The organism is Granulibacter bethesdensis, from assembly GCF_001889525.1.
GTDB lineage: Bacteria > Pseudomonadota > Alphaproteobacteria > Acetobacterales > Acetobacteraceae > Granulibacter > Granulibacter bethesdensis_C.
Genome location: NZ_CP018192.1, coordinates 2,172,434 through 2,186,629, shown reverse-complemented (window position 1 = coordinate 2,186,629; position 14,196 = coordinate 2,172,434). Strand labels below are relative to the sequence as shown.

At 60.6% G+C, this 14,196-nt stretch carries 16 protein-coding genes and 1 tRNA gene; 12 read left to right on the top strand and 5 right to left on the bottom strand.

The window, feature by feature from the left end:
• Positions 1-6: 6 nt before the first annotated feature.
• A complete protein-coding gene (locus GbCGDNIH6_RS09800) occupies positions 7-264 on the bottom strand; it encodes a zinc-finger domain-containing protein (RefSeq protein WP_081370079.1) in 258 nt (85 codons plus the stop codon).
• A 285-nt stretch (positions 265-549) separates the two neighbouring features.
• Between GbCGDNIH6_RS09800 and GbCGDNIH6_RS09790 the strand changes: the two genes are divergently transcribed.
• The 4 genes from GbCGDNIH6_RS09790 to GbCGDNIH6_RS09775 all read left to right on the top strand — a co-directional run bounded on the left by GbCGDNIH6_RS09790 (position 550) and on the right by GbCGDNIH6_RS09775 (position 2,488).
• Positions 550-1,536, top strand: coding sequence for an alpha/beta fold hydrolase (locus GbCGDNIH6_RS09790; protein ID WP_157692413.1), 987 nt, complete (start codon positions 550-552; stop codon positions 1,534-1,536).
• Between the two features lie 76 nt (positions 1,537-1,612).
• Positions 1,613-1,689, top strand: a tRNA-Arg gene (locus tag GbCGDNIH6_RS09785).
• Positions 1,690-1,829: 140 nt separating this feature from the next.
• Positions 1,830-2,123, top strand: a complete 294-nt coding sequence (locus tag GbCGDNIH6_RS09780) for a hypothetical protein (RefSeq protein ID WP_072563741.1) — start codon at positions 1,830-1,832, stop codon at positions 2,121-2,123.
• Positions 2,124-2,233: 110 nt separating this feature from the next.
• Positions 2,234-2,488: a DUF3297 family protein gene (locus GbCGDNIH6_RS09775; protein ID WP_072564514.1), complete on the top strand. Its 255-nt coding sequence runs from the start codon at positions 2,234-2,236 to the stop codon at positions 2,486-2,488.
• Between the two features lie 37 nt (positions 2,489-2,525).
• On the opposite strand, the gene GbCGDNIH6_RS09770 is transcribed toward GbCGDNIH6_RS09775, so the two are convergent.
• On the bottom strand, positions 2,526-3,359 hold the full coding sequence (locus GbCGDNIH6_RS09770) for a thiazole synthase (RefSeq protein WP_072563740.1): 834 nt from the start codon (positions 3,357-3,359) through the stop codon (positions 2,526-2,528).
• Positions 3,360-3,426: 67 nt separating this feature from the next.
• Positions 3,427-3,639 (bottom strand): sulfur carrier protein ThiS, encoded by a 213-nt coding sequence (thiS, locus tag GbCGDNIH6_RS09765; protein ID WP_025320088.1) that lies wholly within the window; start codon positions 3,637-3,639, stop codon positions 3,427-3,429.
• Positions 3,640-3,796: 157 nt separating this feature from the next.
• Between thiS and aroQ the strand changes: the two genes are divergently transcribed.
• The 8 genes from aroQ to GbCGDNIH6_RS09725 all read left to right on the top strand — a co-directional run bounded on the left by aroQ (position 3,797) and on the right by GbCGDNIH6_RS09725 (position 10,600).
• A complete protein-coding gene (gene aroQ, locus GbCGDNIH6_RS09760; protein ID WP_072564513.1) occupies positions 3,797-4,312 on the top strand; it encodes a type II 3-dehydroquinate dehydratase in 516 nt (171 codons plus the stop codon).
• Positions 4,309-4,794 (top strand): acetyl-CoA carboxylase biotin carboxyl carrier protein, encoded by a 486-nt coding sequence (gene accB, locus GbCGDNIH6_RS09755; protein WP_072563739.1) that lies wholly within the window; start codon positions 4,309-4,311, stop codon positions 4,792-4,794. The genes aroQ and accB overlap by 4 nt, the downstream gene beginning before the upstream one ends.
• Before the next feature lie 10 nt (positions 4,795-4,804).
• Positions 4,805-6,157 carry an acetyl-CoA carboxylase biotin carboxylase subunit gene (gene accC / locus GbCGDNIH6_RS09750; RefSeq protein ID WP_025318552.1) on the top strand — a complete coding sequence of 451 codons (1,353 nt, stop codon included), beginning with the start codon at positions 4,805-4,807 and terminating at the stop codon, positions 6,155-6,157.
• A gap of 90 nt (positions 6,158-6,247) precedes the next feature.
• Positions 6,248-6,928 carry a leucyl/phenylalanyl-tRNA--protein transferase gene (gene aat / locus GbCGDNIH6_RS09745; protein ID WP_072563738.1) on the top strand — a complete coding sequence of 227 codons (681 nt, stop codon included), beginning with the start codon at positions 6,248-6,250 and terminating at the stop codon, positions 6,926-6,928.
• Positions 6,918-7,628 carry a hypothetical protein gene (locus GbCGDNIH6_RS09740; RefSeq protein WP_157692412.1) on the top strand — a complete coding sequence of 237 codons (711 nt, stop codon included), beginning with the start codon at positions 6,918-6,920 and terminating at the stop codon, positions 7,626-7,628. Before aat ends, GbCGDNIH6_RS09740 begins: the two co-directional genes overlap by 11 nt.
• Positions 7,625-8,257 carry a hypothetical protein gene (locus GbCGDNIH6_RS09735; RefSeq protein WP_072563736.1) on the top strand — a complete coding sequence of 211 codons (633 nt, stop codon included), beginning with the start codon at positions 7,625-7,627 and terminating at the stop codon, positions 8,255-8,257. The genes GbCGDNIH6_RS09740 and GbCGDNIH6_RS09735 overlap by 4 nt, the downstream gene beginning before the upstream one ends.
• On the top strand, positions 8,257-9,153 hold the full coding sequence (locus GbCGDNIH6_RS09730) for a protein-methionine-sulfoxide reductase heme-binding subunit MsrQ (protein WP_081370077.1): 897 nt from the start codon (positions 8,257-8,259) through the stop codon (positions 9,151-9,153). The genes GbCGDNIH6_RS09735 and GbCGDNIH6_RS09730 overlap by 1 nt, the downstream gene beginning before the upstream one ends.
• On the top strand, positions 9,146-10,600 hold the full coding sequence (locus tag GbCGDNIH6_RS09725) for an APC family permease (RefSeq protein WP_072563735.1): 1,455 nt from the start codon (positions 9,146-9,148) through the stop codon (positions 10,598-10,600). Before GbCGDNIH6_RS09730 ends, GbCGDNIH6_RS09725 begins: the two co-directional genes overlap by 8 nt.
• Here GbCGDNIH6_RS09725 and bcp read toward each other — a convergent pair.
• Complete coding sequence (gene bcp / locus GbCGDNIH6_RS09720; protein ID WP_072563734.1) at positions 10,566-11,033, bottom strand: thioredoxin-dependent thiol peroxidase; 468 nt, start codon at positions 11,031-11,033, stop codon at positions 10,566-10,568. The genes GbCGDNIH6_RS09725 and bcp overlap by 35 nt on opposite strands.
• A gap of 85 nt (positions 11,034-11,118) precedes the next feature.
• Complete coding sequence (locus GbCGDNIH6_RS09715; RefSeq protein ID WP_232449792.1) at positions 11,119-14,166, bottom strand: bifunctional [glutamine synthetase] adenylyltransferase/[glutamine synthetase]-adenylyl-L-tyrosine phosphorylase; 3,048 nt, start codon at positions 14,164-14,166, stop codon at positions 11,119-11,121.
• Positions 14,167-14,196 lie beyond the last annotated feature (30 nt).

Here is a 14,196-nt window from a genome sequence, read left to right as displayed (position 1 = left end):
CAGGCGTCAGTGGGCCGCTACGGCAGGGGCATCGGCCGTCAGCACATAGAGGCGGGAACAATAAGGGCACATAACCCGTTGCCCGACGATCCGCAGCCACACGCGAGGGTGCCCCAGCGGCGCATTTCCGCCATCGCAGGAAACGACACGGCTGTCGACCAGAATGGTCTCGCTGGATGGAGCATTCAACCCGGCGGGAGCCACGGGGGTTGGTTCCCCCCGCTCCGCAGAGACGGAGGCATAATCGATGGGCGGTGTGGTCATGGTGCATCCTCCGTAGAGCCTCGCCTTGCCGGGCATCTGGCAGAGGCATTGTCGGGATGATAGCCATGCGGACGGTTCGTTCAACCGTCTCCGTTTCTCTGGAGCCTGTTCATCTGATTATTTCCGATCCGAGGCCGTCCATTGACTTCTTTTCCCCGTATATTGCGCTGGTTGGTGATAGGGGTGTCGCTGCTTCCCTGCGCCTGTGCATCCCGACTCATGCTCCCGGGGGTTCCACGGGTTTCGGTTTCTATGACGGGGGTCAGTGAACCGGGTAAAGCGGTTATGCAGGTGCCTTTTCCCCGGTTGAATGCTTTGGTTCCTCCGTCCGGTCTGTTCAGGCTGGCAGATGAAACAGCATTGCCATATCGCGCATGGATGCCGACCGACATACCCAAGGATGGCCCATGGGCAGTGGTGCTGGCCCTGCACGGAATGAACGATTCCCGTGATGCATGGGAGTATCCCGCCCCTGTTCTGGCGGCAGCGGGTATTGCCGTGATCGCGCCGGATCAGCGCGGCTTCGGTGCATCGCCATCCCGTGGTTACTGGTCGGGCGGGGAGGCTATGGCGCAGGATGCCGCCGCCATGCTGCGTCAGCTGCGTCAGCGTTATCCGCACAGCCGGATTTTTGCGATGGGCGAAAGCATGGGGGGCGCGGTGCTGATGCTGACTGCAACGCTGCCTGATGCTCCGGCGGTTGACGGCTATATTCTCTCTGCTCCGGCTGTGTGGGGGCGTAGAAAAATGAATATCGCCCTGCGCAGCACGCTCTGGTTGGCGCTGCATACGATTCCTGGGGCACGGCTTGGTCCCGGCCCGGTGCGGGTCAAGGCAAGCGATAACAGAACCGCCCTGCTCCGGCTGGGGCATGATCCGTTGACCCTTCATAAAACGCGCGTCGATGTGATTGGCGGTGTGGTCGATCTGATGGATCAGGCGCTGGAATCGGCACGGTATGTAAAGGGGCCGGCCCTGTTTCTATATGGCGCCCATGACGAACTGGTGCCGAACCGCGCCATGCGTACCGCTTGGGCGGCTCTGGCACCACGGGTGGGGCCAAGGGAAGAGGGTGAAGATAAGCGGGATGTGTGCTTTGCCTATTACGCGGATGGTTATCACCTGCTGTTCCGTGATCAGCGGCGAGACCTTCCCATCCAGGATGTCATCGCATGGATGATGGCCATTGCCGGTGGAAGAAGCGACAGGCCACTGCCGTCAGGAGCAGACCATGAGGCAATAGGGTGGTTGCGTGCGGCGCAAGGCAGATGACATTTCCGGGTTTTGCGGCATAAGGGGTTGAGAGAAGGTTGTCTTCGACGTCCGCGCAGGGTATTCAGGGCGCGCTGGACCCGTAGCTCAGCTGGATAGAGTGTCGCCCTCCGAAGGCGAAGGTCGCGCGTTCGAATCGCGCCGGGTCCGCCATTTTCCTTTTATTCGGCCAGAATAACCTTGCCGCCATTGTGGCGCAGGGGTGTTTGCTAGCCGCAGATGCGAACCTTCCCAATACTGAAGCGTTACCGTAACGTTTGGGGGCGCAAACAGGCGCAAAGGGAGAATGAAGCGTGCGCTATCCTGTTTCCATCGTTCTGGCATTGATTCTGGCTGCCTGCTCAGCCCCTGTGCCCAAGGAAAGTTCCGCTGTTTCGACACCTCCGCCTCCGGAGAAAGCGCCGGTGGCCAATGTGGTTACGCCCACGCCTTCTGCTGCTCCGGATTCCGCGGCTGCCAATACAGTGTCTCCGGAGTCTGACCATTGCGATGTCAAGGCATTGAGTCATGCAGATTACAAAGACTGCCTCAAACATCTGCATATGGGGCAATTTCATGGCCACCCCACTTATTACGGGCTGCACTGATCAGAGTCGTGAGTGTCAGGCCGCGATGGTGAGCGCTGGGGCATCATTTGTGGGGACGTGGATCAATCCGCTATGAGGCGGATTGATCTATGACGATGGAGCTGCCTCCCATGACCGATACCCTTCCCGACCGGCTGTCCACCAATCCGGAAAGTCCCTATTTCAACGCCCCTTTGCTGGAACGCGGTGTCGGCATCCGATTCAACGGCGAAGAAAAAAACAATGTCGATGAATACTGTGTCAGCGAAGGCTGGGTGCGTGTGATCGTCGGCAAGGCTCTGGACCGCAAGGGCCATCCGATGACCATCAAGCTGCAAGGCAAGGTGGAGCCTTACATCCGTGAGACGGAGGCAGAGGCCGAATAACGGTCTTTTCACAGATGGTCCGGCTGGTTTCTACCGTTCAGGAAATCAGCCCGGTCAGGGGTGAGGACGGGTCCGCCCCCATCCGACGTGGCATGCGTCCGGCCAGATGCGCCAGACGCCCCGCCTGTACGGCATGTTTCATCGCCTGCGCCATCAGCACCGGATTCCCGGCATGAGCAATGGCGCTGTTCAGCAAAACCGCATCACAGCCGATCTGCATGGCCACAGCGGCATCGCTGGCGGTGCCGATTCCCGCATCCACCAGCACGGGCACTTTCGCCTGTTCGATGATGAGGGACAGCATGGCCGGATTCTGTAATCCCAGCCCGGAGCCGATCGGTGCACCAAGCGGCATGATCGCCACACAGCCCATTTCCTCCAGCCGTTTCGCGGCGACGGGATCATCGGCACAATAGACCATGACCTCGAATCCGTCCTCAATCAGGGCGGCCGCGGCTTCCATGGTTGCGGCCATATCGGGATAGAGGTGAGGGGGTGGTCCCAGCACTTCAAGTTTGACCAGATTCCATCCGCCTGCCTCGCGGGCCAGACGCAGGGTTCTCACCGCGTCTTTTGCCGTGTGGCAGCCTGCGGTGTTGGGCAGATAGGTATAGTCGCGCGGGCTGACGTAATCCTGAAGCATCGGCGCGGAGGGATCGGACAGGTTCACGCGTCTGACGGCGACGGTGACGATCTCGGCCCCCGATGCGGCGATGGCGGCGGCAGTTTCCGGCAGATCCTTGTAGCGACCAGTGCCGACGATCAGGCGGGATGTGAAGCGTCGCCCGGCTACGCTCCAGCGATCATTGTTCTCAGCCTCCACACCTGATGCGGCAAAGCCGGAGCCGTGTGTCGGTGAAACCGTCGTCATGATATGTCCTGATTCCGTGTTAAGTGACGCGCCCGATCATAAGGCCGCGCAAATCAGCCTGTCCGGCTTAGCCGCCGCCGATGAAATGAACGATTTCCAGCACGTCGCCATCATCCAGCAGGGTCTGTTCATAGAGCGAGCGCGGTACGATGCTTTCATTGCGCTCTACAGCGATTTTGACGCGGTCCAGCCCGATGTCTTCCAGCAATGCCGCAACAGTGGTTGGGCGGGAAAGGGCATGCGACAGGCCATTGACGGTGATGAAAGCGCCATCCGTCATAGGCATTTCGGAAAGGGATGTGCTCGGGGCGGACATGTCATGGACTATGGGGAGAGGCCTCACGCTGCGCAAGCCGGAACCACTGAAAGGATGGTTTCGTGAAACAGAATGGGAAACGGATTGGACGTTCTCGTCTGCGCATGCTAACGCCCGGCTGATGACCAGACCTTTGATTGCCGTCCTGAACGGCCCGAATCTGAATATGCTCGGCGTGCGTCAGCCGGAGATGTATGGCTCCGTGACGCTTGATGATGTCGAGGCGCTGTGCGCCGAAACGGCAGAGGAGCTTGGGCTTGCCGTTAATTTCAGGCAGACCAATGGCGAGGGTGAGCTGATTTCCTGGGTGCAGGAATGCCGCGGCCGTGCCGCTGGCATCGTGATCAATCCGGCTGGCTATACCCATACTTCTGTGGCCCTGATGGATGCGCTGCTTGCGGTGGATCTGCCGGTGGTCGAGGTGCATATCAGCAATATTCACCGGCGCGAGACTTTCCGCCGCCGGTCTTACGTCAGCCAGGCGGCTGACGGCATTATCTGTGGTCTCGGCGTGCGCGGATATGCCCTGGCGTTGCGCGCCATGGCGGACCTGCTGGACGAACAGACCGATCTGCCCGATGATCATTCTGATCGGGATCAAGCTTTTCACCCTTATGAAGGAGAAGAGGGCGCATGAGCCGCGTTCTGTTCGACGCGGAGGCCATCCGCACCCTGGCGACAATTCTTGCGGATACAGGCCTGACGGAAATCGAGATCATCGATAACGAAAGCCGTATCCGTGTTGCGCGGACCCCAGCCCCCGTTACCTATATCGGTGGTGCCCCTGCCCTGGCGGCTCCGGCGGTAGCAGCGGCACCGGCCCCGCAGGTGCAGGCGGCCCCTGTGGCGCAGGAGGCTGTCTCTGCCGTGGATGATGCGAAACATCCCGGTGCGGTGCTCAGCCCCATGGTCGGTATTGCCTATCTGTGCCCGGAACCGGGCGCGCCTTCTTTCATCTCTGTGGGTCAGCCGGTGACGGCCGGGCAAACCCTGTTGCTGATTGAGGCGATGAAAACTTTCAATCAGATCAAGGCCGCGAAAGCGGGCACGGTCTCGAAAATTCTCGTCGGCAATGGTGCGCCGGTCGAGTATGGCGAGCCGCTTGTGATCATTGAGTGACCGGGGCGGGATGTTCCACAAAATCCTGATCGCCAATCGTGGTGAAATCGCGCTGAGAATCCAACGCGCCTGCCGTGAACTTGGCATTCCGACCGTCGCCGTGCATTCCACCGCGGATGCCGATGCGATGCATGTCCGTCTGGCGGATGAGAGTGTCTGTATCGGCCCGCCCGCTGCTCGTGACAGCTATCTCAACACGGCGGCCATTCTCGGGGCGGCGACCATCACCGGCGCCGATGCGATTCATCCCGGCTATGGCTTCCTGTCGGAAAACGCGGACTTTGCCGAAATGGTCGAGGCGCATGGCCTGACCTTCATAGGCCCCAGCCCGTCCCATATCCGTATGATGGGCGACAAGATCGAGGCCAAGCATGCTATGGCCTCGCTCAACGTGCCGCTGGTGCCGGGTTCGGCAGGCGTCGTGTCGGATATGGAGGAAGCCCGTGCCGTGGCGGATCGGGTGAAATATCCGGTTCTGATCAAGGCGGCGGCAGGTGGCGGCGGGCGTGGCATGAAAGTCGCGCATGATGAGAGCGAACTGGCTGAAGCATGGCGTTTGGCCCGTACTGAAGCCGCAGCCGCTTTTGGCAATGATGCCGTCTATATCGAAAAATACCTCGATAAACCGCGCCATATCGAATTGCAGGTTCTGGCCGATTCGCACGGCAATGTGGTCCATCTGGGTGAGCGTGACTGCTCTCTTCAGCGCCGGCATCAGAAACTGCTGGAAGAAGCTGGTTCTCCCGCCCTGACGGCGGAAGAACGTGACCGGATTGGCGAGGTCGTGACCTCCGGCCTGCGCAAGCTCGGCTACCGCAATGCGGGCACGCTGGAATTTTTATATCAGGACGGACAATTCGCTTTCATCGAGATGAACACTCGCTTGCAGGTCGAGCATCCGGTGACGGAAGCCATCACCGGCATCGACCTGGTGCGGGAGCAGATTCGGATCGCGGCCGGGGAGCCTCTCGGCTATGAGCAGTCGGATATTCGTTTCCAGGGTCATGCAATCGAGTGCCGCATCAATGCGGAAGATCCATTGACCTTTATGCCGACACCGGGCCGGATCGAGGCATTTCATGCGCCGGGTGGCTTGGGCGTGCGTGTGGATAGCGCGCTGTACAGCGGCTATGTGGTGCCGCCTTACTATGACAGCATGGTTGCCAAGCTGATTGTTCATGCTCCCACCCGTCCTGAAGCCATTGCGCGCATGAGCCGGGCGCTGGAGGAAATGGCCGTGGTGGGGATCAGCACGACGGCTGAATTACATCAGCGCGTTCTGGCTGATCCGGAATTTCAGGCCGGTGAATACACCATTCACTGGCTGGAGAAATTTGTAGCGGGGCAGATTCCTGCGGCTTGATCTGGAGCGGGAGGATGGTCTTTCCAGACTGTCCTGCCGCCGGGCCTGCCGCCGGGCCTGCCGAATGGTAAAGCGGAAGGATAGGAAGGCATGTCGCGACGCGCCTTCGAGATCACTCCGGAGCTGATATTACAGGCCTATCGTGCAGGTCTGTTCCCCATGGCCGAAACCCGGGAGGGTGCGCGTCTTTACTGGCTTGATCCGGAAGAGCGCGGCATTCTGCCACTGGACGGGTTTCATCTCCCGCGCCGTTTGTTGCGCACTGTCATGGCCGAGCGGTTCGAGGTTCGGATCGACAGTGACTTTCCTGCCGTGATCCATGCCTGTGCGGCACCACGCCGGGGGCGGATGGATAGTTGGATCAACGCTGAAATCAAGCGGCTTTTCATCGACCTTCATCGAATTGGTCATGCACATTCTGTCGAGGCATGGCAGGACGGAAAGCTGGTGGGTGGCCTGTATGGTGTGGTGCTGGGCGCTGTGTTCTTCGGTGAAAGCATGTTCAGCACGGTGCGTGATGCATCGAAGGTCGCGTTGACACATCTGGTGGCCCGTTTGCGGCTGGGCGGGTTCCGGCTGCTGGACACGCAGTTTGTCACCACGCATCTGACACAGTTTGGTGCCATGGAAGTCTCCCGGGAAGCATATAGGCAGCGACTGGCGGCTTGCGTGGATATCCGGGCAGACTGGATCGCGACTCCGCCACACGCTTTGCTTGTTCATGCGTTCAGGGAATTGGCAGGCAAGGAAAGGAATGATCATGGCCCATGACATCATGCCGCGGCATCGGATGAGGGCGCAGCGTCTATGTGTAATGGCACTGCTGGCTGGTGTGCCATTCTCCAGTCACGCCGCCTTTGCCGATCAGCCCGCCCATCTGGTGCCGCAGAAAGATGTGTCCGTGGTTTATACCCTGACTGGTGCGAAAGCCGGTGAAACCGGGCGGCCCCGTCAGGGCAGGCTGTTCTATTCGAGCACAGTTGGAGAAGCGCGGGTTGAGGCTGACCGGCAGCCCGGCTTTTTACTGCTTGATCCGCGGCACGATCGTGCGACCCTGGTTCTGAACCAGATCAATATCTACGTCACCAGTGCCATTTCTGGCACGCCGGTCAGTGCGCTGGTGCTTTCCCCGACCGAGAATTTCACCCGCACCGGGACCAGCCGGATTGCAGGCATTGCCTGCACCCTCTGGCATGTCACATCCCGGCAAGGACAAGGGACGATCTGCCTCAGCGATGATGGTATCCTGCTCAGCGGCGAGGGAACAGATACAGAGGGTCGCACCGGCAGCCTGCATGCAACCAGTGTGAAATATGCCCCGCAGCCGCAGGCCTTATTCAGGATTCCGGACGGGTATCAGAAAATGGATTTGCCGCCGGGTATGGTGCAGGGTCTGCTCTCCGGGAATGGACAGGGGGCGTTGCAGATGGGTGGCGCCATGAAGACAATGAGGAATTTGATCGGGCGATGAAATACGGCACTTTTCTGGCGCTGTTTGTGGCGCTTGGCCTGCTGGCAGCCTGCGCGCAGGCGGGTGAGCAGCCAGTGCTGCAATGCGCACATGATACCGACATCACCTATCGCATACAGCATGACGGGGCCATGACGACAGAGCGTGTGCGCTGGCTGGCCTCCCGCCAGATACAGCGGATCGATCCGCCGCAGGGCGGGCTTTATATGTTGATCAATCGGGCCGATATGCATATCGCGCTGGTCGATCCGCTTCGCCACGGTGTGCTGGATATCGAGGCGTCCGACCCAAGGCCGCAGGTGGTTGGCAAGTCGAAAATGCCGGAAGTCGAGCCTCTCTCTGGCCCCGCCACGCCTGATATGCAGTATGAAAAAGCTGGATCGCGCATCGTCGACGGCCTGCCCTGCACGGAGTGGGTCGTCACAGCGGATGGCAAGACGGCAACACCGAAGACGGCACCTGCCGCCATGTGCATGACCAGTGATGGCATGTTGTTACAGGTGCGGATAGGGGAGCAAATCGTGGCACAGGCGGTTTCTGTCTCGACGGAGAAGCTTGACGCCGATTTATTCAAAATCCCTGCTTCCTATGCGCACACCACCCCGGAGGCGCTGAAGGCGGCTCCGTGATGGAACGCATGCCCCGACAAGGGTGGGTGCCATGGCATGACCGTGCGGGGCGTTTTTCTTTACTGCGCCTGATGGTTTTGCTGTTCCTGCTGTATCCGGCGGCCCATCTGCTGAAGAACGGCCTTTATCAGGAATTAGGGGCCGAGCCGTTGAAGGCGGCTCTGCATGAGACGGGGCGGTGGACGATCCGCTTCCTGCTGGTCTCGCTGGCGATCACCCCCTTGCGGGAGGCTCTGTCATGGCCCCGCCTGTTGATCGTGCGGCGCATGATCGGGGTGGGAACGGCGTGTTATGCGCTGCTGCATCTGGCGCTGTATGGAGCGTATGAGAATGGACGCCTCTGGCTGATATGCTCCGAAATTGGCAGCCATTTTTACCTGCTTATCGGGTTTGTGGCGCTGTGCGGGCTTGTCGTGCTGGCGGTGACATCCACGGATTCATGGATGCGCAGGCTGGGACGGCGGTGGAAAAAATTGCATCGTGCCGTGTATGTGCTGGTCATACTGGCGCTGATGCATGGCTTTATTCAGGCCAAGATCGATATCTCGCAGGAGGCTGTCTGGAGCGGGATATTTTGTGCGCTCATGGCATGGCGTTTATGGCCTCGCCAGCACCGGGGATGGGGGGCCGCTATTCTCCTGTCTCTGGCGGCCATTCCGGCTACGGCCCTGCTTGAAGCCGCATGGTATGGGCTGGTGCGTGGTTTGAACTGGCAGCTTGTACTGGGCGCAAACTGGCCGCCCGATCTGGCGACGGCATGGCGCATGATGATCACGCTTGGCCCGCGTCCGGCTTGGGAAGTGGCAGTACTCGCCTGCATGATGATAGCTGCCGTGTCATACCGCCGCTGGTTCGTCTCACGGCAACAGTGGAAGGCGGCAGAAAGGAATGGCTGACAAAGCGTCCTGGCTTCAGGCTGCCATGAGATGTCGGAATATTGCCCTTGCGGGGGGTGAGGTATCCTTCTCCACCGGCAAGGAGAGGCTGTCGCGCACGATCGGCCTTTGGCGTCTGGCGATGATTGGCGTTGGGGCGACCATCGGCACCGGAATTTTCGTTGCCTTGGCGACGGCAGTGCCGAAAGCCGGGCCGGGGACCATATTGGCCTTCGTGATCGCAGGGCTGACAGCGGCGCTGACGGCGCTTTGCTATGCGGAAGTTGCCTCCACCATACCAGAGGCCGGTTCCTCCTACTCCTACACCTATGTGACGATGGGAGAGGTCGCGGCTTTTCTGGTCGGGGCCTGTCTGCTGCTGGAATATGGCGTTGCGGCCTCCGCCATTGCGGTGGGCTGGGCGCAGTATCTGAACCAGCTTCTGGGCGACACAATTGGCCTGACATTGCCGCATGCGATTACCGCAGCACCGGGCAGTGGAGGCTATATCAACCTGCCCGCGCTTGTGCTGGTCATACTCTGTGCGGGTTTGCTGTCACGGGGCGTTGCGGAATCCAGCACGGTCAACGCCGTTCTGGTGGGCATGAAGTTGCTGGTTCTGCTGCTGTTTGCGGTGATCGCACTCTCTGCCTTTCATGTGCGGCATCTGACCCCGTTCATGCCTTTGGGTCTCAGCGGTGTCGGCAGTGCTGCCGCGACAGTGTTTTTCTCCTATGTCGGCATCGATACGATCTGCACCGCGGCCGAGGAGGTGAAAGATCCGGGTCGTACGGTGCCGCGCGCTATCCTGTTGTGTCTAGGCATCGTCTCGCTTGTCTACATGGTGGTCGCTGTGGCGGCGATCGGCGCGCAACCATGGACACGTTTTGCCGGTCAGGAGGCCGGACTGGCCGTGATACTGGAGCAGGTGACCGGCTCCGTTTGGCCTTCCATGCTGTTATGCATCGGTGCCCTGGTGTCGATTTTCAGCGTGACGCTGGTAACGATATATGGCCAGACCCGCATTCTGTTCGTGATGAGCCGTGATGGTCTGATGCCGCCGGTGTTTCATCATGTCGATCCGGGCAGCCATGCCCCACTGGCCAATACATGGATCGTGGCAGCGGCGGTTGCGGCTCTGGCAGCGCTTTTTCCACTCGATATGCTTGCCAATTTGACCAGCATGGGAACGCTGATCGCATTTCTGACCGTCTCGGCAGGGCTGATCGTCCTGCGGCGTCGCTATGGCGATCTGCCCTGCTGTTATCGTGTGCCATTCTATCCATGGGTGCCACTGCTCAGCGTGGTGTGCTGTCTCTATCTGATCGTGCTGCTGCCATCTGTCACACTGGCTTTCTTTGCGGGCTGGATCGCGGTGGCGCTGGTGTTCTACCTTACCTACGCCATGCACCATTCGGTGTTGGCGAGACCGGTCAAAGTTCTGCCACTGCCGCCGTCACCTGTTTGACATGGCCGGTGACTTTCACCTTGCGCCAGATGCGGGCGATGCGTCCCTCCGCGTCGATCAGGAAAGTGGCGCGATCCAGACCCATATAGCTGCGTCCATACATGGATTTTTCGATCCACGTTCCGTACGCTTCTGAAACCGTGCCGTTCTCATCGGAGGCCAGCGGGAAATCGAGCGCATATTTATCGGCGAAGGCATCGATGGCCTTCATCTTGTCACGCGATATGCCGATGACGGTCAGGCCGCTCTTCCCCAGCGCGGGCAGGGCCTCCTGAAAGGCGCAGGCTTCCTTGGTGCAACCCGATGTATCGGCCTTGGGATAGAAGTAGACCACGACCGGTTTGCCCCGCAGTGAGGAAAGGCTGGCCGTGCGGCCCCGGCTGGCGGGCAGGGTGAAGTCCGGGGCGGTATCACCTTCGGCAAGAGTGCTCATGGCGGGAATCTCCCTGTCAGAGTGTTCGACTGTCATGCGCCTGCATGGCACAGGGTACCGGGATCGGAAAAGTCATTCTCTTTAGTCATCGACTCTGCTCGGGCACAGGAATATCGCCGATATGGTGGATGAACGCCCCCCGCACCCGCTGGCTGATGTCATCGAGACGATCCCTCAGTGTATCTTCATCGGTGACTCCCGGCTCGGCCAGAGCGTCCACCAGCGCCTCGGCCGATGCTGCAGGCAGTCTGGCCCGCGCCGTCCGGCCCAGCGTGATCCGCAGCAGACCTTGAACACCGCGACCCAGATGGTCGGCGTGGATCAACAGTTCCATATCTTCTGCCGACAGAAAACCGGCCTGATGCAGCTGTCGGACAGCGTCACGCGTTGAGGTGGCACGCACCGATGGGTTGGCCGGACCGTGAATCAACTGCAGAACCTGAACGATGAACTCTACCTCCTGCTGTCCACCGGACCGGGTACGGATATCCCACGGGCCGGGATTGGGATGTTCCCGCATGATCCTCGCGCGCATTGTGGCGGCATCGGCACGGATCGTCTCGGCGGGGACAGGCCGGTTCAGTGCGGTTTCGATTGCCTCCCTCACCCGCTGGCACAGGGCTTCAGGGCCGGCAATGACACGGGCGCGGGTCAGGGCCATCCGTTCCCAGGTCCACGCGCTTTCCCGATGGTAACGCTGGAAGGAGGAGAGGGACACAGCCACCGGTCCCTGATTACCGGAAGGGCGCAGGCGCATATCTACCGCGAAAGCGGGGCCGCCCGGTCCCTGTGCGGTCAGTTTGGCAATAAAGCTCTGTGCCGCCCGTGTGTAGTAGGCGCTGGGTGGCAATGGGCGCGTGCCCGGATTGTCGCCGGGCTGACTTTCGCCGATATCTTCCGGATGATCATAGATCATCATCAGATCGAGATCGGAGCCGGCCATCATCTCCCGTCCGCCCGCCTTGCCGAGGGCAACCACGGCGATCCCGCCATTCGGGATGATGCCATGGCGGGACACGTGGTCCTCCATCACATGAGGCAGCAGGGCGTTGATGACGCCGTCCGCCATTGCGGTGCGGACGATTCCGGCTTCATCCACATCCATATCTCCGGTCATAGTGGCGACGGAAATACGGAAATCCTCCTGCCGCGCGGTTTCGCGCAGGGCTCGGATGACTTCCTCCAGATCGCGGCAGTCACTGAGCGCATCCACAATCTGCCGGACAGCCTGGTGAGGCGTTTCCCCGGGGATGATCAGCCCCTCCAATGCGCCTGGTACACTGGCCAGATGATCGGAGAGAAAAGGGGCAGCCCCCAATACCCGTGCCACCCGCTCCAGCAGCGCAGGATTGCGCTGGAACAGCGAGAGAATCTGTATGCCTGCGGGAAGTTGTGCCAACAATTTATCGAAACGGGTCAACACGGCATCGGGCTGGCTCTGGTGGGCGAATGTTTCCAACAGGCTGGGCAGCAGGGCAGTCAGAAGCTGCCTCGCCCGTTCCGAGCGCAAGGCGCGCAGCCGCCCGCTATGCCAGGCACGGACGATTTCGACCACCTGGGGCGGCTTTGCATATCCCATGGCTTGCAAAGCCTCGATCGTGGCTGCCGGTTCGCCGTCACCGCTGAAATCGAGTTGATTGGCCTGATCAGGCCCGTCCGGTACGCTCTCGAACAGCATACGGTAATGGGCGCGTACCCGATCTACATGATGCAGCAAGGTCGCACCAAAGGTGTCCGTATCGGGAAAGCCGAGGAACAGGGCGATGGCCTGCATCTGCTCGGCCATATAGGGTCCGGGCGCGGGCAGGGAATGGGTCTGACGATCATTGACCATCTGGACCCGGTGCTCGGCCATGCGCAGAAAGCGGTAGGCCTCCGCCAGTTCCCTTGCGACATCGGGGACCAGGTGTTGACGATCGACCAGCAGGCGCAGGGCGATCAGGGTGCGTGGCTCACGCAGTTCCGGATCGCGGCCCCCCCATACCAGTTCGAGGGTTTGCACCAGAAACTCGATCTCGCGGATACCGCCCTGGCCGAGCTTCAGATTGAACCCGGCCAGTCGGTCCAACAGAGAGGTGGGGGTCGTGCCGCGCCCGTTGCCGCGATGGGTATCGATACGGCGTTTCATGGCATGGACGTCGGCTATGGCAGCGAAATCCAGATAGCGACGCCAGATGAAGGGCCGGATGGCATCCAGAAACATCTGACCCAGTGCGAGGTCACCCGCGACAGGGCGTGCCTTGGACATGGCGGCCCGTTCCCAGTTCTGGCCCATACTTTCGTAATAGCTGAGGGCGGCGGGCAGGGAGATGGCAGGGGCCGTGGCGCCGGGGTCGGGGCGCAGACGCAGATCTGTGCGGAACACGTATCCCCCGGCTGCGCCGCCTTCATTGCGACTTTCCATCAGGGCGACGATATTCCGGGCAATCCGTGTAAACAGGGCGCCCAACTCATCCCGCGACTCGGCCTGAGATCCGGCCTGGGAAGCAGGATCGTAAAGAAGAATGAGGTCGATATCACTGGAATAGTTCAATTCCCGCGCACCGAGCTTGCCCATGCCGAGCACGGTGAAACCGCTGCCGGCAGCAGCCTCCGACGGGTCTGGAAGATGAATGCGACCGGCAGCAGCCTCTTTGTTCAGCAGATGTGCCACGGCCTTGCGCAACGTGCTCTCTGCAAGGGTGGAGAGGGCGGAGGTGACTTGTTCAAGGGTGAACAATCCTCCCGTATCGCCCAGCGCAATGATCAGCGCCGCCTGCCGTTTGGCCGTCCTCAGTGCCGCAGCCAGAGGCTGACGGGACGTCGTGGCCGGTACAGCGGCGAGATGGGAGAAAATCTGGTCCAGACTGGGTCCGGGACCGATCGCCACAGTCTCCAGCAACAGGGCAGATTCTTTCAGGGCCAGTTCGGACAAATAGGGGCTGTTCCCTCCCACCGCCCTCAACATGTCACGGAAGACGGGATGTATAAGCGCCTGAGCCTCGGCTTCCCCCAGCGCAGCAAACTGTTCCAGCAACCGCTCTGCGGCATGATGATTGGCGGGGGCAGGCCAACATGCCTCCAGCAGGCCACCCGATGCCTGTCCCATGGTCAAGGGCGTGTCGATCCTCGTGGGAGGCAGGCTGTCGGTCACGTGCCGGTTCCTTACGCATGCGCTGGCGGA